The organism is Pseudarthrobacter sp. 05T312 (genome assembly GCF_056396685.1).
The window spans coordinates 48,853-65,629 of sequence record NZ_JBFTLY010000005.1 but is presented as its reverse complement, the minus strand read 5'-3'; the positions used below and the strand labels follow the sequence as shown (position 1 = coordinate 65,629).

Annotated in this window: 17 protein-coding genes; 9 read left to right on the top strand and 8 right to left on the bottom strand. The window is 66.6% G+C overall.

All coding sequences use genetic code 11. The annotated features are described in order from the left end of the window. Positions 1–52: 52 nt before the first annotated feature. The 3 genes from AC1DIP_RS09390 (at position 53) to AC1DIP_RS09380 (ending at position 3,275) form a co-directional block, all read left to right on the top strand. Positions 53–1,129 carry an FUSC family protein gene (locus AC1DIP_RS09390; RefSeq protein ID WP_477733653.1) on the top strand — a complete coding sequence of 359 codons (1,077 nt, stop codon included), beginning with the start codon at positions 53–55 and terminating at the stop codon, positions 1,127–1,129. Positions 1,130–1,210: 81 nt separating this feature from the next. Then, a complete protein-coding gene (locus AC1DIP_RS09385) occupies positions 1,211–1,954 on the top strand; it encodes an IclR family transcriptional regulator domain-containing protein (protein ID WP_476208020.1) in 744 nt (247 codons plus the stop codon). Between the two features lie 133 nt (positions 1,955–2,087). Next, positions 2,088–3,275, top strand: coding sequence for a 4-hydroxybenzoate 3-monooxygenase (locus tag AC1DIP_RS09380; protein WP_477733565.1), 1,188 nt, complete (start codon positions 2,088–2,090; stop codon positions 3,273–3,275). A gap of 40 nt (positions 3,276–3,315) precedes the next feature. Here AC1DIP_RS09380 and AC1DIP_RS09375 read toward each other — a convergent pair whose 3' ends face one another. Further along, positions 3,316–3,855: a TetR/AcrR family transcriptional regulator gene (locus AC1DIP_RS09375; RefSeq protein ID WP_477733564.1), complete on the bottom strand. Its 540-nt coding sequence runs from the start codon at positions 3,853–3,855 to the stop codon at positions 3,316–3,318. 57 nt (positions 3,856–3,912) lie between these two features. Between AC1DIP_RS09375 and AC1DIP_RS09370 the strand changes: the two genes are divergently transcribed. Next, a complete protein-coding gene (locus AC1DIP_RS09370; protein ID WP_477733563.1) occupies positions 3,913–4,974 on the top strand; it encodes an FAD-dependent monooxygenase in 1,062 nt (353 codons plus the stop codon). On the opposite strand, the gene AC1DIP_RS09365 is transcribed toward AC1DIP_RS09370, so the two are convergent. From AC1DIP_RS09365 to AC1DIP_RS09350, 4 genes are all read right to left on the bottom strand, one after another. Beyond that, complete coding sequence (locus tag AC1DIP_RS09365; RefSeq protein WP_477733562.1) at positions 4,975–6,798, bottom strand: ABC transporter permease; 1,824 nt, start codon at positions 6,796–6,798, stop codon at positions 4,975–4,977. Beyond that, the gene (locus AC1DIP_RS09360; protein WP_477733561.1) at positions 6,795–7,859 is read right to left on the bottom strand and encodes an ABC transporter ATP-binding protein; all 1,065 of its coding nucleotides are present in this window, start codon (positions 7,857–7,859) and stop codon (positions 6,795–6,797) included. Before AC1DIP_RS09360 ends, AC1DIP_RS09365 begins: the two co-directional genes overlap by 4 nt. A gap of 48 nt (positions 7,860–7,907) precedes the next feature. Further along, positions 7,908–8,984: an extracellular solute-binding protein gene (locus AC1DIP_RS09355; RefSeq protein ID WP_476208010.1), complete on the bottom strand. Its 1,077-nt coding sequence runs from the start codon at positions 8,982–8,984 to the stop codon at positions 7,908–7,910. A 216-nt stretch (positions 8,985–9,200) separates the two neighbouring features. Further along, positions 9,201–9,704 carry a GNAT family N-acetyltransferase gene (locus AC1DIP_RS09350; RefSeq protein ID WP_476208008.1) on the bottom strand — a complete coding sequence of 168 codons (504 nt, stop codon included), beginning with the start codon at positions 9,702–9,704 and terminating at the stop codon, positions 9,201–9,203. 157 nt (positions 9,705–9,861) lie between these two features. On the opposite strand from AC1DIP_RS09350, the gene AC1DIP_RS09345 reads away from it, so the two are divergent. From AC1DIP_RS09345 to AC1DIP_RS09335, 3 genes are all read left to right on the top strand, one after another. Further along, positions 9,862–10,374: a MarR family transcriptional regulator gene (locus AC1DIP_RS09345; RefSeq protein ID WP_476208007.1), complete on the top strand. Its 513-nt coding sequence runs from the start codon at positions 9,862–9,864 to the stop codon at positions 10,372–10,374. A 76-nt stretch (positions 10,375–10,450) separates the two neighbouring features. Continuing rightward, on the top strand, positions 10,451–10,768 hold the full coding sequence (locus AC1DIP_RS09340) for a hypothetical protein (protein WP_476208006.1): 318 nt from the start codon (positions 10,451–10,453) through the stop codon (positions 10,766–10,768). Further along, on the top strand, positions 10,765–11,721 hold the full coding sequence (locus AC1DIP_RS09335) for a protein kinase domain-containing protein (RefSeq protein WP_476208004.1): 957 nt from the start codon (positions 10,765–10,767) through the stop codon (positions 11,719–11,721). Before AC1DIP_RS09340 ends, AC1DIP_RS09335 begins: the two co-directional genes overlap by 4 nt. On the opposite strand, the gene AC1DIP_RS09330 is transcribed toward AC1DIP_RS09335, so the two are convergent. Both AC1DIP_RS09330 and purB read right to left on the bottom strand, forming a co-directional pair. Next, the gene (locus AC1DIP_RS09330; protein ID WP_476208002.1) at positions 11,718–12,392 is read right to left on the bottom strand and encodes a histidine phosphatase family protein; all 675 of its coding nucleotides are present in this window, start codon (positions 12,390–12,392) and stop codon (positions 11,718–11,720) included. The genes AC1DIP_RS09335 and AC1DIP_RS09330 overlap by 4 nt on opposite strands. A gap of 140 nt (positions 12,393–12,532) precedes the next feature. After that, on the bottom strand, positions 12,533–13,975 hold the full coding sequence (gene purB / locus AC1DIP_RS09325; protein ID WP_476208001.1) for an adenylosuccinate lyase: 1,443 nt from the start codon (positions 13,973–13,975) through the stop codon (positions 12,533–12,535). A 177-nt stretch (positions 13,976–14,152) separates the two neighbouring features. Here purB and AC1DIP_RS09320 point away from each other — a divergent pair, with 177 nt between their 5' ends. Both AC1DIP_RS09320 and AC1DIP_RS09315 read left to right on the top strand, forming a co-directional pair. After that, complete coding sequence (locus AC1DIP_RS09320) at positions 14,153–14,440, top strand: hypothetical protein (RefSeq protein ID WP_476208000.1); 288 nt, start codon at positions 14,153–14,155, stop codon at positions 14,438–14,440. Next, positions 14,440–15,786: a hypothetical protein gene (locus AC1DIP_RS09315; protein WP_477733560.1), complete on the top strand. Its 1,347-nt coding sequence runs from the start codon at positions 14,440–14,442 to the stop codon at positions 15,784–15,786. The genes AC1DIP_RS09320 and AC1DIP_RS09315 overlap by 1 nt, the downstream gene beginning before the upstream one ends. Before the next feature lie 27 nt (positions 15,787–15,813). Here the strand turns inward: AC1DIP_RS09315 and AC1DIP_RS09310 are convergent, their stop codons facing one another. Continuing rightward, positions 15,814–16,713, bottom strand: coding sequence for a hypothetical protein (locus tag AC1DIP_RS09310; RefSeq protein WP_476207997.1), 900 nt, complete (start codon positions 16,711–16,713; stop codon positions 15,814–15,816). Between the last annotated feature and the right edge of the window lie 64 nt (positions 16,714–16,777).

Below are 16,777 nucleotides of genomic sequence, written 5' to 3'. Positions count from 1 at the left end.
CGTCAGCGCGGCCGCCACCCCGGAATCCACCCCCAAGGAAGGCGCTGCCCCCGTGAAGATGCTTGCTGAGATGTTCAGCATCGCCCCCGGCAACAAGGACCACCACCCGGCACTGAGGTGCGCCGTCGGCGTCTTTGTCCCCCTGATCACACTGGTGCTGCTGGGCAGGCTGGACCTGGCGATCTTCGCGTCGTTCGGAGCCTTCACTGGCATCTACGGCCGCGGCGAGCCGCACGCCGTGCGCTTTATGCTCCAGCTGCGGGCCGGGCTGCTGATGCTGCTGGTCATCTTCCTGGCAGCCCTCGCGGCCCGGATGGGTCCAGCCTGGGGATTGGATACCGCCGCGCACACATGGCTGCTGGTCCTGGCCACCACCCTGGTGGCGGGCGCCTGCTCGGTGGCGATTTCCTGGCTGCGGCTGCGCCCGGCAGGCTCCCTCTTCCACATTTTCGCGTTCGCCGCCATCGCCTCCATCCCCAACCAGCCGCCGCTGTGGGAAGGCATGCTGGTTGCGGTCCTCACCACCATGTTTGCGCTGCTCATCGGCTTCTCATCAAGGATCCTTCCCAGCCACCGCACCCCCTGGACCAGGCCTCCCGGCATCCGGCGCACCCCCGCTGAGAAGCGGACCGCTTGGCTCGAGGGCTTCGGCTACCTGGTGGCGGCGGGCCTGGCCGGGTCGTTGGCCACATGGGCAGGAAGCCGGCTCGGCTTCGGCCACAACTACTGGGCCATGGTGGCCGCCGTGGTTCCCCTCGTGGGCCACAGCACCAGGCACCGGGTGCGCCGCGGCATCCAAAGGATCATCGGGACCGTGCTGGGCCTGCTGGTCCTCGCTGCCGTCCTGCTGCTTGGCCTCCAGCCCTGGCGGACGGTACTGGTCATGGCGCTTTGCCAGTTCGGCGCCGAGCTCTTCATTATCCGCCAGTACCTTCTCGCCCAGGTCTTTGTCACGCCGCTGGCGCTGGTGTCCACGCTCCTGGTCGTCCCCGCCTCCGCCTCCATCCTGTTGCGCGACCGCATCGTCGAGACCGTCATTGGCGCCGCCGTCGGCATCGTGGTGGTGCTGGCCCCCGGTGCGTGGCGCCGGCTCCGGCCCGGCACGGCACGCCCCGCCACCCAGGCCTGACCGCCGCCCTGCTGTAGGCCGGCGCCTCCGTCCCCTGGGCCGCGGTACGCTGGACTTCCCGTTCAACGGAAGGCGGCGGCAGTGGCGAACTCAACCTCGGGCGATTCGGTGGTGGACCGGATTGTGCGGCTGATCTCCGCCTTCCCGCAGGACGTTGCCGATCTCCGGTTGTCGGAGCTGGCCGAGCGTGCGGGCCTCCCACTGACCACTGCGCACCGGCTGGTGGGCCAACTGGCCGGCCACGGGCTGCTGGAGACCGCCCCCGGCGGCATCGTCCGCCCTGGCCTCCGCCTGTGGGAACTGGTGAACCGCGCCTCGCCTGCCCTCGCGCTGCGGCAGGCGGCCATGCCGTTCATGGAGGACATCCAGCAGGTCCTGAACCAGAACGTGAACCTGGCTGTACTGGACGGCTGGGAGGCATTGTTCGTTGAGCGCCTCTCCCGGCGGGGGTCGGTTGCCAACCGGGCCCAGGTGGCCGGCAGGATGCCCATCCACATTTCGTCCGCCGGGCTGGCGCTCATGGCCCACCAGGACAGGACCCTGCAACATGAATACCTCGCCCAATTCCACGATCCCTACGGCAAGCTGGTAGCCGACGACGTCCGCACGCTGCTTGCCGATACCTCGCGGCAAGGCTTCGCGCAGCTAAAAGGCGTGGTTGATCCGGACACGTGGGGCATCGCCGTGCCCGTCCTGAACCGCCGCCAGCGTGCGGTGGCATCCCTCGGCGTCGTGGTTCCCCTGCGGGAAATGCGGCTGCAGGCGCTGGTTCCAGCGCTGCAGACGGCGGCCCGCGGCATTGCGAGGGGCCTGGCCGAGGCGTGACCAACCGCACCGGATTTGCCGCCGGAATCCGTTGAACGGAATACCTGTAACGCCGGTCACCCGCCCTGCCGCACACTGAAAGCCAGGCATCCATCCGGCCCTTCCCGGGCCCGCAACGAAGCGAGACGCAGCCATGGCACGAAAAGTCATCACCACCCAGGTAGCCATCATGGGAGGCGGTCCGGCGGGCCTGATGCTCTCCCACCTGCTGGCCAAGTCCGGCATCGAGTCCACGGTGATCGAGATCCGCAGCCACGAGGAAATCTCCCACACCGTCCGCGCCGGCATCCTGGAGCACGGAACCGTCAACCTGCTGGTGGACAGCGGCGTCTCCGACCGGGTGCTGCGCGACGGCGACCGGCACGACGGGATCGAACTGCGCTTCAACAACGAGAGCCACCGCATCGACTTCAAGGACCTCGTGGGCGAGTCCGTGTGGCTGTACCCGCAGACTGACGTCTTCCTGGACCTGGCCGCACGCAGGAAGGACGACGGCGGCGATGTGCGCTACAGCGTCACCGACACCACCGTCCATGACCTGGAGGGCAAGCCAAAGGTCTGGTTCACCGATGCCGACGGCGTCGAGTTCGAGATCCAGGCCGACTTCCTGGTGGGCGCGGACGGCTCACGCAGCCACTGCCGGTTCCAGATCCCCGAGGCCCACCGCAAGTGGTACTTCCACGAATACCCCTTCGCCTGGTTCGGCATCCTGGCCGAGGCACCGCGCAGCTCCGACGAACTGATCTACGCCAACTCGGCCAACGGCTTCGCCCTGATCAGCCAGCGCACGGAGACGGTCCAGCGGATGTACTTCCAATGCGATCCCAAGGAGAACGTGGCCGAATGGGATGACGACCGGATCTGGGCGGAATTCCGCAACCGCGTCAACGGCAACGGCTTCGAGCTCAAGGAAGGCCCGGTCCTGGAAAAGATGGTGCTGCCCTTCCGCAGCTTCGTCCACACTCCCATGCGCCACGGCAACCTGTTCCTGGCCGGCGACGCCGCACACACCGTGCCGCCTACCGGTGCCAAGGGCCTGAACCTGGCCATCAATGACGTCAAGTTCCTATTCGAGGGACTGGACAGCCACTACAACTCCGGCTCGGACCGGCTCCTGGACACCTACAGCGACCGCGCCCTGAACCGGGTGTGGAAGGCCCAGCAGTTCTCCTACTGGATGACCACCATGCTGCACACCCCGGCCGACGCGGACGATTTCTCCCGCGCCCGCCAGCTCGGTGAACTGAACTCCGTGGTCTCCTCCCGCCACGGCAAGGCCTACCTGGCCGAGGCCTACACGGGCTGGCCGGCTTCGGCCTAAAGGGGCCGGGGAAGTACGACGCCGGCCGGCTGGGTGAGGCTTAAATACCCACCAGCCGCCGGACGGCGGCCGCGATGGCGGCAGCGTCGGGCTGCTCGTCCCGCCTGACCGTGAGCAGGTGGAGCAGCACCCCGTCGCCGTAGTCGGCCACATCCCGTGCCCGCGCCCGCGCATCCTGGACACCCAGCGCGGCAAGGGCGTGTTCCAGGCCGCCCACCAGCTGGAAGTGGCCGGCCGTTATGGACTCCGGCTTGTCCAGGGAAAGTGCCAGCCGGGCGCGGGTCAGGGCGGCGTGCCGGCCGGCCAGCATCACCACCATGGAGGCGAGCTGGCTTGCCAGTTCACCCACGTCCTTGGGCGGACCGGCGGGCCCCTGTTCCCGGAGGAGCGCGGCATCCAGCTCCAGCAGCCGGTCCAGGACGGCGTCAACCAGGGCAGCGCGGTTGCGGTAGTAGTTGGACGTGGTGCCCTCCGACAGGCCTGCGGCGTTGTCCACGGCCCGGTGGGTGAGTCCCTTCATGCCCTTGTCCGCCACCACGGTGAGGGCGGCATCGAGCAACAGGGTGCGTCGGTCCGGCATGGATTCAGTGTAGTGGGACCCCTTCCGGATCACTACAAAAGTAGTAAAATGGCGCGTATGGAAACGATCACGATCGTTGGCGGCGGCATCGCCGGCCTGGCCCTTGCGGCAGCCCTGGATCCCAGCCGCTTCCACGTGACGGTGTACGAGAAACGGCCGGAACTGCCCACCGTCGGCAACGCCCTCGGGATGTGGCCCAACGCCCAGCGCGCCCTGGCCCGGCTGGGAATACTGGACCAGGCCCGGGCCGTCAGCCCGGTGCTGGGCACCGGGTCGGTCCGCAATGCACAGGGTGAACCGTGGGTCACGGTCGATGCCGGGGAGATGTTCGGCATTTCCCGGATCGACCTGATCCGGCTGCTGGACGGCGCCGTGCCCGCCGCCGTCCGCCGTGTCACCGACACCGTGCAGTCAGTCCCCGCGGATGGCAGCCTGGTGGTGGGCGCCGACGGCGTCCACAGCATGGTCCGCCGTGCGGGATGGGGCAGCGCCACCGCTGCCCGCCTGACGCCCTACCTTGCCCTCCGCGGTACCCTTCCGACGCCGGTCGCTCCGGACGAGGTGGGCGAGTACTGGGGCCGCGGCGACCTGTTCGGCATGGCAGCCGCCCGGGGCGGGTCTTTCTGGTACGCCAGTTACCGGTCCGAACTTGGACCTTTCGGAATCGATGTTCCGTTGGCGCTGGAACAGGCCCGGGTGCGCTTCTCCGGCCACGCGCCTGCCATCCGTCGTGCCCTGGCGGCAGCCACGCCGGAGGAATGCCTCGTCCAGCGCCTGTGGACAGTGCCGCATCTGCGCTCCTACGTCAGCGGCCGGACGGTGCTCATCGGCGATGCCGCGCACGCCATGATGCCCACCCTCGGCCGCGGCGCCTGTGAATCGCTGGTGGACGCGGTGACACTGGCTGACCTCCTCAACAACGCGCCTCAAGGCCAGGACCGGGCACTGCGCGCCTACAACAAGCACCGGAGACTCCGCACCCGCGCGGTGAGCGTGGCCTCCTCTGCACTCGGACGTGTCGCCCTGGCAGACCGTGCCCAGCCGCTGCGTGACCGCGCGCTCAACCTGGCCCGGCGGCGGAACGCACGGACCGCCGTCGCCAGCGGTCCGGGGAAGTAGTCAGCGGACTGCTGCCGCAGGGCGCGTGGCGTCATCCTCACCCGGCGCCTGTGCGCCGGGAAGCCCGGCGTCGGAGACCTGCGGGCCGGCCGGAGCCGCGGGGAGCCTCTTCCTGTTTCTCCGCCGTCCGGACCTGCCGTACACGAGGTACATCGTCACTCCGGTGATGACCATGAGGAGCACCGTGTACACGAAGGTGTTCGCGATGCCCTCCGTGCCCTCGGCCCCGTCCGTGTTGGCTTTGATCACCAGGCCCAGCGGCTGCACCAGCGGATGGGCCAGGAAGATGGCGGTGTCGTAGTCGTCCAGCAGGCTGTTGAAGTTCAGGGCCGTGATGGCTGCCGCCGCCGGGAGCACCAGGGGCAGGAGGATCCGGCGGAAGACATACAGCGTCTTGGCGCCCATAATGGCGGCGGCCTCCTCCAGGGAAGAGTTCACGGCCGCAAAGGACGCCTTGAGCATCCGGAGCGTGAACGGGATCTTCACCGTGACGAAGGCGATGAGCAGGATCACCGTTGTTCCGGTGAGGACGGCACCGCCCACTAGGGGATTGGGATGGTCGTAGCTGACAATCAGGCCCAGGGCCAGCAGCGCTGACGGCAGGATCCACGGGATGTGCAGCAGGTACTCAAACGTTGAGGCCACCCAGTTTTTGTACTTCTGCAGCAGCCGGGCCACAAAGAGCAGGCCGCCGACGGCGATGACGGCCGCCAGGGCGCTGTACACCACGCTGACGATGAACGGCCGCAGCCCGGACTGCTGGGTGAGGACACGGACATAGTTGTCCAGTGTCAGGTTGGAAAACGAGAGCTGTCCGGTCTGGATGGCCGCGCCGTCGGCAAATGAATAAAGCACGATCAACGCCACGGGAAGCGTATAGACGGCAAAGAGGAGATAGGCCACGGCGTGCACCGCCACGTTGGCCGCCGGGTTGGTAATGTCCTGTTTCTGCAGCTCCGAGGACACCTTGGACACCGAAAAGTACGTGCCGCCCTTCTCCAGCCGGGACATCACGGCGAGCATCACCATGGTGGCCAGGCCAAGGATCACGGCCAGCAGCGCCGCCAGGTCACGTGAAGTGGGGCTGTTGGTGAACGTCAGGATCATTGGTGTGATGGTCTGGAAATCACGGCCGCCCAGCACCTGCGGGGCGCTGAGGGCGCCCAGGCCGGTGAGGAAGGACAGGATGGTGACGGCGAACAGCGTGGGCTTGAGCATGGGCAGGACGATGCGCCGCAGGATGGTCCACGTGGAGGCGCCAAGGTTCCGCGCGGCCTCGATGGTCTGGTAGTCGAGGCCTTTGAGGGCGTTGGCAACGAACAGCATGTGGTTGGTGGTGGTGGCAAAGGTCATGACCGCCAGCACGGCAAAGAACCCGGAAAACCAGCCTGGGTCCATGCCGGGGAAAACCCGGACCAGCAGCGTCGTGACAATGCCCTTGTCCCCGTAGATGAATTTGTACCCCGCCGCCAGCACGATGCCCCCATAGATGAAGGTGGAGGCATAGCCCAGGAACAGGATCCTGGAGCCGCGGATCCTGAAGTAGTGCGTCACCAGGACGATGAAGACGCCCACCAGGTTGACCGTGACGGACAGCGCCACGGCCAGCAGGAAGCTGTTGCCCAGTGCCTTCATGGCCCGCTGGGAGGAGAACAGCTTCTCCGCGGCGCGGCCCGAAAAGCTGCCGTCCGGGAAGAACGTGGCCATCAGGATGTTCACGTTGGGCCACACCAGGAACGCGGCGATGAACCAGGTGAGGATGACCCCCACCACCAGGACGAACGGGGAGCGGGCCATGCTGCGCACCGCGTTGTTGCCGCTCATGGCAGGGCGACCGCCCGGTCCTGTGCCAGCGCGGCACCGGATCCCGGATGGTACTGGAGGATGTGCCCGGGCTGGACGTAGACGGTTGTGGCCGTGCCGGCCTCAGGGTGCGCGGCGCCGTCTTCGCGGACCAGGAGGCGGATGTCGGCGCCATGGCTGCGGACCACATACCGGCTGTGCAGGCCGTGGTAGGTCCGGGACACCACGGTGGCGGGAAGCCCGACGGCGGTCCCTCCGTCCGCGGGCCGGTCCAGGGAGGCCTTTTCCACGCGCAGGTAGGACCTGGCATCCGTGCTGAGGCCGGCCCCGGAGAGCCGGTTGACCTCCGCCACGAAGTCCGGCGTCAGGGCTGAGCTGTCACCAATGAAGTTGCAGACGAACTCCGTGGCGGCATGGTCGTAGATGTCCTGGGGCGTCCCGACCTGTTCCACCACCCCCTTGTTGAAGACCGCCACCCGGTCGCTCATGGCCAGGGCCTCGTCCTGGTCGTGGGTGACGTACACGGTGGTGATGCCGAACTCGCTCTGCAGGTCCTTGAGCTGCTGGCGCAGCTGGTGGCGGAGCTTGGCGTCCAGGTTGGACAGCGGCTCGTCCAGCAGCAGGATCTTGGGCCGCAGCACCAGGGCGCGGGCAACGGCCACGCGCTGCTGCTGGCCGCCGGACAGCTCGGCCACGTTCTTCGCCAGCTGCTCGTCGCTGAGTTCCACGCGCCGTGCAATATCCCGCACCAGGCGGTCACTGTCGGCAGGCTTTTCCTTCCGGACCCGGAGCCCGAAGGCGATGTTCTCCCATACGCTCATGCTCGGGAACAGGGCATAGTTTTGGAACACCATGCCCACCTGCCGCTTGTCGCTGGGAAGGCGGGTCACATCCTTCCCGTCCACCCGGACCGTACCCCTGGCCGGCTGGATGAAGCCGGCCAGGGTGCGCAGCGCCGTCGTCTTTCCACAGCCGGAGGGCCCCAGGAGGGTGAAGAACTCCCCCGGCTGGACATGCAGGTCCAGATGCGGAATGGCGGTGAAATCGCCAAAGGTAACTTCGATGTTTTCCAAGCGGATCATGGCAACCCTGTCTGATGGAACGCGGAAACGGCGGCTGGCAGTGCGGGGTTATGTCATGTATTCGAGTTCGATCTTCTCCACCCAGGCGCCCATGTTCTTCTGCACGAAGTCCCAGTCGATGTCCTGCTGCTTGAGGCCGGCAAAGAAGTCCACCACCTCGGGATTGGCCTTTGCCTGGGCGGCCTTGTTGACCGGCATGGAGTTGAACTTCTGCGCGAATTCACCCTGGACGTCTGCGCTGCCGAACCAGTCGATGAACTTCTGCGCCTGCTCCTTCTTCTTGGTCCCCTTCACCAGGGCGATCTGCTCCACGGCAAGGGGGACCCCCACGGAAGGAATGACCGTGTCCACGTTCACTTTGAAGGACTTTTCGCGGTCGGCAATGATCGAGGACGGCATTTGGCCCATGTCCACGTCGCCGGAGGCGATGCGGGCAAAGAGGTCGGTCTTGGCCACTGCCGGGCTGCCGTTCTTGAAGTACTGCTCAACCTGCTTCCAGCCGTCGTCGGAAATCCCCAGATCCCCCGAGTCGTCCCGGTACCGGGAGAGAATGCCGGCGAAAACCAGCTGCGCCGTGGCGGTGCCCAGGCCGGTGACCCGCTCGTAGCGGCTCTTGAATTCGTCCTTGGTCCACAGGTCCGTCCAGTCCTTGGGTGCGGCATCCTTGCTGATCTTGTCCGAGTTGTACCCCAGGAGGATGGCCTGCTTCACCAGGGGCCAGTACGTCTCTCCGTCGCCCAGGCCCTTGTCCACGTCGCCGGCCCACGCGGGCTGGTAGGCCTCCAGCGCGCCCTCGTTCTTGACCTGCGAGAAGTACATGTTGTTCAGGCCGAACGCGACGTCCGCGATGGGATTGTTCTTCTCGGCAATGAGCTTGTTGGTGGCATCGGCGCCGCCGGCCCCTACGATCTCGATCTTGAATCCGGCCTCCGCCGCCTTGGCGGCCAGCCAGTCGCCCCGGCCCTCGCCGTTGGAGTTGGTGTAGATCACCAGGGTGTCCCCGGAGGCTCCCGCGGGAGCGCCGGAGGCTTCACCGGTTGAAGCCGGCGGGGTGGCGCCCCCGCCGCAGCCGGCGAGGAGGGTGGCGGCAACGGCGGCGGCAACCAAAGTCTGCAATTTACGCACGATCAGGACTCATTTCTGGACTGGAATCAGAGCATGTCCGCACAGCCTATAGCCGGGCATGACGAAAACCGGGCTGTTATAGCTATCGATTCGATAAACAGCCCGGCTTTCCACTTTGGACCTGTCGGGAAAACGGTTGGCGGCCTCGGCGTAAACCGGAAGGAAACGTTGGGTCGCGGAGCAGGGCCCCGACGGGACCCTGCTCCGAGGCGGGCGCTAGGCCATGGCGGTCTGTGCCGCGCTGTGGGCGTTGATGCGCTTGGCGTAGCAGCGCGAGTGCTCCACCCCCACATAGGGCCCGAAGTTCGGTACGGGGTCGAATCCCGAATTTTCGTAGAAGTTCCGGCCGTCCGGCTGGGCTGACCCGGCCTCGGCCTTGATCCGGGTGATGCCCTGGCTGAAGGCCTCCGCCTCCAGTGCCGCGAGGATGGAGCTGGCAACGCCGGAACCTCGGGTGTACGGCAGTACGTAAAGCCGCTTGATTTCGGCCGTCGTTCCGTCCAGGAGGCGCAGCCCGCCGCAGCCCACCGGCTGCCCCGAGCCTTTGTCGTACGCCACCAGGAAGACGGCGCAGTCGGCGCCCGACGGCGGCGGCCCGGGCTCGTGGTCGGGCCGGCCGAAGCGGGCGTCGAGTTCTGCCTGTTGGGCGCGGCGAAGATCGGCGCCCACGGGGTTGGACCAGGAGACCTGCCGAATGTTGAGCCTGGGGTTGGTCTGCATATCTGCCTCGATTCGCCGGAGGGGTATGCCTGACAAGGCTAGGCGTGGCGAGTTACGCAGTTGTTTCCTGGGGGTTAGCACCCGGATAACCCCTGGCGGCGCGACCATCAGCTAACTTACTTGGCAGTCTAGTTACCAGTTGGTCTAAAATGATGCCATGGTTTCTATGGGCAACGAGGGATCCGGCTACTGGTACGGATCCGACGGGCAACTGGACTACAGTGCGGCGGTACTGAAGGCCCTGCGCGACTACCGCGCGGCCGAAACCGAGATTCGCCGAAGCACCAGGGACTCCATGGGCATGGGCGAAACGGATATCCTCGCCCTGCGGTACCTGCTGAGGGTCCAGGCGTCGGGCAAGCAGGTTGTCCCCAAGGATCTCAGCCGGTTCCTCAATATTACTAGCGCGTCCACCACTTCGCTGATCGACCGACTGGTGGCGAGTGGACACGTTCGCCGCGAGGCGCACCCTTCCGACCGCCGTTCGGTGGTGGTGGTCCCCACCGTGGAGTCTGACAAGGAAGTCCGGGAGACGCTCGGCGCCATGCATCGCCGCATGATGGCAGTTGCGGAGGGCCTGAGCGCCGAGGAGGCGCGGATCGTGGTCGATTTCCTGCAGCGCATGACGGAGTCGCTGCAGCATCGGGAAGAGGAAATAAAAGTTCACTAGCCTGACTAGCTAGTTAGCCTAGTTATATGTAAGCTTACGATTGTTCCCGAATTTGCTTCCCAACGGAGTCGTGAGTGTGTTGGTCTCTTACACCGAAGTTTCACCGCGTAAACCCGCCATGGGTGTGACCATTCCCGATGCCCGCACGGACCCGAGGCGGTCTACCCTGGACGGCACCACAGCGCCGCAGGGAAATACCGCCGTCCACTGCGGTACGCCGATGGAGCTGGTGACGCCGGCCCTGGGGTGGGAGCGTGCCAGCTACACCTTTGCCCCAACTGCCCCCGGGGACCGCGAGCTTCCGCCCGTGTGGCGTTGCGCCTGCGGGTTCCAGCTCGACGCCTGGACCACCGGCCCCCGCGGCACACGTCCTTCCGCTGCCCTCTCCGCGTGAGTGCCAACGGGACGGCAGCTGCGGCGCTGCAGCATTCGTTGCTGAACAGCGGGGAGGCCCTCGCCGGCCGGTACCAGTTGAGGGAACGCCTGGGCCGGGGATCCGCGGCCGAAGTGTTCCGCGCGGTGGACCTGGAGGGCGGCCCGGACGTTGCCGTGAAGATCGCGGCGGCCGGCGGCCGGAAACAGCACCAGCGCATCCAGAACGAAGCCGCCGTCCTGGCCCGCTTCAGTCATCCATCCATCGTGAGCCTGGTGGACCAGGGCGTGGTGACAGGCAGCGGTTCCCACTGCGGGCGCCCGTATCTCGTGGAGGAACTGGCCCTGGGCGCAAGCCTCGCCGAGGTCATCCGCGCGGAACGCCCTAAGTCCGGTGACGTGGCGCTTTGGGCCCGGGGCCTCTTCGGTGCGCTCGCCCACCTGCATGCCGGGGGACTGGTGCACCGCGATATCAAACCCGCAAACCTGATGCTCAGCGGCCTCCGTAGAAGTCCCGTCCGGATCATCGACTTCGGCATTGCCGCCGCCGCAGGTTCGGCACCCGAGCCCGGAATCTCATCCGGGACAGTGCACTACATGAGTCCCGAACAGGCTTCCGGCGGCACCGTCGCGCCGTCCTGGGACGTGTACTCCACGGGGCTTGTCCTGCTGGAGCTCCTCACGGGCATCAAAGCCTTTCCGGGCACCGCCATTGAATCCCTCGTGGCCCGCACCTTGCGCTCCCCGGACGTCCCGGAGTACCTCGGGGACTGGGTGCCCCTGCTGCGGTCCCTGACCGCCATGGACCCAGCGGAACGGCCGACGGCGGGAGATGCCGCAGCGATGGCGGCGCAGCTGATTCCCGGGGTCCCGTCCGTCCGCCGGGGCACGCCGGCCTTGCGTCGCCGCGCGGACGCGGGCACTTGTCCCGCCGGGCGGGCATTGCCGCTCCGGCGGCACCGGCAGCAGGCCTAGGGGGCGGCTGCGTCCCGGCCCGTCGGGTCCCCGGCGGTGGGATCCGCCAGGGCAAGGCCGCCCACCGGGCTGCCTTCCCAGTGAATCAGCGTCCAGCCGCTGTCCGGGTCACCCTCCAGCGCCACGATTCCGGTATTGGCCAGCACGTGCCTGGCGGCGAATTCGTGATCGATGCCGTCGACCCGAAGCCCTGCCCAGGTCCTGATCGCCGCACCATGGCTCACCACTGCCACCGTGCCGTGCTGCCCCGATGCCCTGTCGACCACCCTGGCGATGGCGGCGTCGAACCGGTCAAAAAACGCGTGGCCGTCCGGGCCTGCGGGCATGCGGTTGTCCAGTTCACCCGCAGCCCAGGAAATGACCGTTCCCATGTACCGTTTATGCGACTCGTGGTCCGTAAGCTTCTCAAGCGCCCCCGCCTCGATCTCGTGCAGCCCCTCCAGCACCGTGGTTTCCAGGCCCTGGAGCCTGCCCAGGGGTGCCGCGGTGATCTGCGTGCGGATCAAGGTGGAGGCGTAGAGGGCGCCGATGGGTTCGTTGACCAGCGAACGCGCCATCGCCTCTGCCTGCCGTTCACCCAGTTCGGTGAGGCCCGGTCCCGGGTGGTCAGTATCCAGCTGGCCCAGCACGTTGCCGGGGGTTTCGCCATGGCGGATCAGGAGCAACTTCATGACTCCAGTTTCCCACCCCGCCGCGGTGCTGCCGAAACGCCTGCACCCACGTCCGGGCGGCACGCCCTGCCCGGAAAAACGAAAGGCGCCGGGCCCTCCGAGGGCCCGGCGCCGCCGTCGTACGATCCTGCCTTGCTGGCTTACTTCAGGTGGTCCACCAGCAGGTCCGCGATACCGGTGTATTTGCCTGGCGTGAGGGCTAGGAGGCGTGCCTCGGCCTCGGGGGAGAGGCCCAGGCCCTGCACGAACTCCTGCATCCGCGCAGCGTCCACGCGCTGGCCGCGGGTGAGGTCCTTGAGGCGCTCGTAGGGGTTTTCCATACCCTCGACGCCGGCAATCGCCTCGGCGCGCATGACCATTTGGATGGCCTCGCCCAGGACCTCCCAGTTGGTATCCAGGTCCGCTGCCAGGACGTCTTCGGCGACATCCAGGCGCTCCAGGCCCTTGGCAACGTTGGAGATAGCCAGCAGGGAGTGCCCAAAGGCGACGCCGATGTTGCGCTGGCTGGAGGAATCGGTGAGGTCGCGCTGCCAGCGGGAGGTTACCAGGGTGGAGCCCAGGACATCGAGCAGGCCGGAGGAGATCTCCAGGTTGGCCTCGGCGTTTTCGAAGCGGATGGGGTTGACCTTGTGCGGCATGGTGGACGAACCCGTGGCACCGGCCACCGGGATCTGCGCAAAGTAGCCGATGGAGATGTAGCTCCAGATGTCAGTGCAGACATTGTGCAGGATGCGGTTGAAGCGGGCAACGTCGGCGTAGAGCTCGGCCTGCCAGTCGTGGCTTTCGATCTGCGTGGTGAGCGGGTTCCAGGTAAGGCCCAGCCCCTCCACGAACGACTCGGAAACCTGCTGCCAGTCGGCGCCCGGGACGGACGCTACATGGGCCGCGTACGTGCCGGTGGCCCCGTTGATCTTGCCCAGGTATTCGGTCTTGGAGATCCGGTCCAGCTGGCGCGTCAGGCGGTGCGCGATGACGGCCAGTTCCTTGCCCAGGGTGGTGGGGGTGGCCGGCTGCCCGTGGGTGCGGGACAGCATGGGAACAGCACGGTTGTCCTCCGCCATCTTGCTGATCTGCGCCACCAGGGCGCGGGCTGCCGGCAGCCACACGTCCTCGACGGCACCCTTGACGCCCAAAGCGTAGGACAGGTTGTTGATGTCCTCGGAGGTGCAGCCGAAGTGGACCATGGCGGTCAGGTTCTCGATGCCGATTGCGGGAAGGCGGCGGCCGATGTAGTACTCCACGGCCTTCACATCGTGCACCGTCACGGCTTCGATCTCGGCCAGTTCGGCGACGGATGCGGCGTCGAATTCGGTGACGATGGCGCGGAGCTGGTCCTGCTGTTCCGCGCTCAGGGGGCCGGCGCCGGGAAGGACGTTGTTGCTGGTCAGGTGGATGAGCCATTCCACTTCCACGGCCACGCGGTCCCGGTTCAGGGCGGCCTCGGACAGGTAGTCAACGAGGGGCGCGACGGCGGACTGGTAACGGCCGTCCAGGGGTCCAAGCGCGATCTTTTCCGATGACGCGGCGAGGGCCAGGCGTCCTGAGGGCGTACGGGTATCAGCTGTGGCGGCAGTTTCAGGCATGTCCTGATTCTTTCATGAACTCCGGCGCCGCCTTAAGCGTGGTTGTCCACGTTACTTGTCCACATAGCCGGCGGCATCGCTTACGGAGGCAGGGCCGCGTGCCTAGCGTTGGGAACAGCAAGGTTGGGACGGATTATCCGGCCAGGGAGGCTGGGTCGAAAACAGGGGGACGGTCCGGTGGACGGTATCTGGGGGAGCGGACTGGCCGTCAGCCTTGGAATCCAGGAGGTGGGCAGGAAGGTGGCGCAGTGCTCGGACAGGACTGAGGAAGTGCTGGCCGGATTCCACGAGATCCAGCTGCTGGACTGGGAATCACCGGCCGGGAAGGCTTACCGCAACTCCGTAAGCCTGCAGGCGGTGGCGGTGCGGAGGGCACTGGACCGGATCCGCGAAGCTTCTGCCGCCGTGGCAGCGCATGCCAGCGCGGCCTTGACATCCGAGTGTTCACCCGACCGGAGGTTGTGATGGCTGACGTCACGCCGTCCGGATCGGGAGGACCCATCCGGGTCCTGCCGCCACCTCCGGACGGCAACCTCACAGTCTCCGGCGGGGTGGGCGGCATTACTGTCCAGCTGGACGAGCTTGACCAGGGAGCCGGACGGATCGACCTGCTCGCCCAGCGGCTCGCAGCCGTCGAGGATGGGCTTTTCGCCGCCTGGCAGGAGCTTGGCACGCACCAGAACCAACCGCGCAGTACGGGAAGCGCCGCCCTCATGGCCGTGTGGGAGGCAAAGGATGCCATCCAGAAAGTCCGCCAGGAACTGCAGTGGATCAGCGGCCAGGTGCGCAGCTGCAGGCGCGAGTACGACATAGCTGAATCCGCTGCCCATCTTAAGTGGAGGCTGGGGCTGTCAGATCCTGGCGTGGAGTTCCAAAAGCACGTGGACTTCTGGCGGACCGGATTCCTGAACGGGGATGCCGCGGAAATGCTGGCGGCAAATGCTGTCCTCGTCCTTCCCTCGATCAGGCCTGTTGTCGAAAAGAACGTCCCCTCACTGCGCACGGGGACGGTGACGGCCACACGGGAAGAGAGAGTGCCTATCGATCTTGAGGCCAGTCCTGCCGGGCTGCTTAAGCGGGTGCAGTTGATTGAGGCCCGCGGAAGCGGCTATATCGAAGTCATTGAGGTGGATACCGGAGGTGGGAAGGCCTACGTCGTGGTGGTTCCCGGGACCCAGGTCAATGAATCCGACGGTGGAACCAATCCTTTCGATCTTGGGGGAATCTTCGATGGCATGGGTGGCCAGTCCCAACAAGTGAATGCCGCTGTCATCCAGTCGCTGCGTGCTGCCGGCGCGGAACCCGGAGCGGACGTGGTTGCTGTCGGCTATAGCCAGGGCGGCATCCATGCAATGAATCTGGCCGCTGACGAGGGCTTCCTCAAGGAATATCGACTTAAATACGTCCTGACCGCCGGTTCGCCGGTTTCGCGCATCACGCCTTCCCCCGATGTCAGCACCCTTCACCTGGAACACCGAACAGACTGGGTGCCCGGCAGCGATGGCTTGCCGAACCGCGACGCCAGGAACCAGGTCACCGTAACCGTGACCAACGACCTCTACGTGCGCGGCGGGGAAGACGCCGGGCTGGGTCCCGGGCACAGCCTCACGGGCTACGAGGAGGCGGCAAGCCTGGTTGGCGCCAGCAAAGATCCCTCATTGGTCCAATCCACGGCGGTGTTGGGCGGAGTACTCGGTGCCGGAGGTGCGGCCACAGCCACCCGCTTTGCGTTGACCAAAACTCCGCCGCCCACCGTCCCCAAGGACCGCAGGGACCCTTTTTCCGGGCGGCCTCAGCCGGGAGCCCGCTAGGAAGTTCCTCCGAACGCGCGGCAGGCGTCAGGAGATCGGGGCGGCGTGCAATTCCACGTACCGGCTGGAGCGCGGCTGTTCCGGTTGCGGGGCGGGGGCCGCCGGTTGTGGAGCCGGTGCCGGGACGGCGGCAGGGCACCGGTAGTTGTAGTCGAGGTCATTTTCGGTGAACTGCGTTGTGGTGACAGTACCGCCCGGCGTCAACGGGGGAGCCCCGCAATACTCCTCTGCTGACTCCGCCGAGTAGGGGCCCGCCAGCCAGTTCTGGAGTTTGTAGAGGTTACTGCCGGGACCGACGTCGCCCACAATCTCGTTGAACTGGTATCCGGTTGAATAGATCCCCACTTCCACGCCGGCCCCCTGCAGGTAGGCCGTCATGCCTTCCAGTTCGGCCGCGTTGACTGCCTTGTCCCACAGCCAGCTGTTTCCAAATTCAACATCCAGCCACCACATGCGGTGTATGTCCTGCCCGGCTGCCGCCAGGAGGCCGGCGGCCTTGGCGGCCATGGCGTAGCCGTGCACGTAGGCGCAGGCCGGGGACGCGGTGCCGTCGCACAAACCATGCGGGTTGCTGACGGCCGTTTCCCCGTAGGTGTTCCCTGCCGGCCACCATATAGACTCGGCGGGCCCGGTCGCGGCAGTGTTCACATACACTGCCGCCGGTGTGCCGCCGGCCGCCTCCGCGCTTTGACCCGCCCACGCCAGTTGGGCGGCCAGGCAAGGGTTGGCGGTATCGGGCCGCCCGCCGTTCACCCCGACGATCGCGAAAGGCGGGGGCACCGGAAGATCAGCGCCGCATTGCGGCCAGGAGATGTCATTGCCCAGTCCCCCGGGGCCGTGCGGTACGGTGCCGGATTCCGCACGTGCCGGGCCGGCTTGCCACGCCAGGAGCAGGCAGGCAGCGAGAAATATCCTGATGGGCTTCATCCCATGCCCCCATAGTTTCGGAACTGACAGCGACGGGCCGTGCTGGCCCGATCTGCAGCCTAAG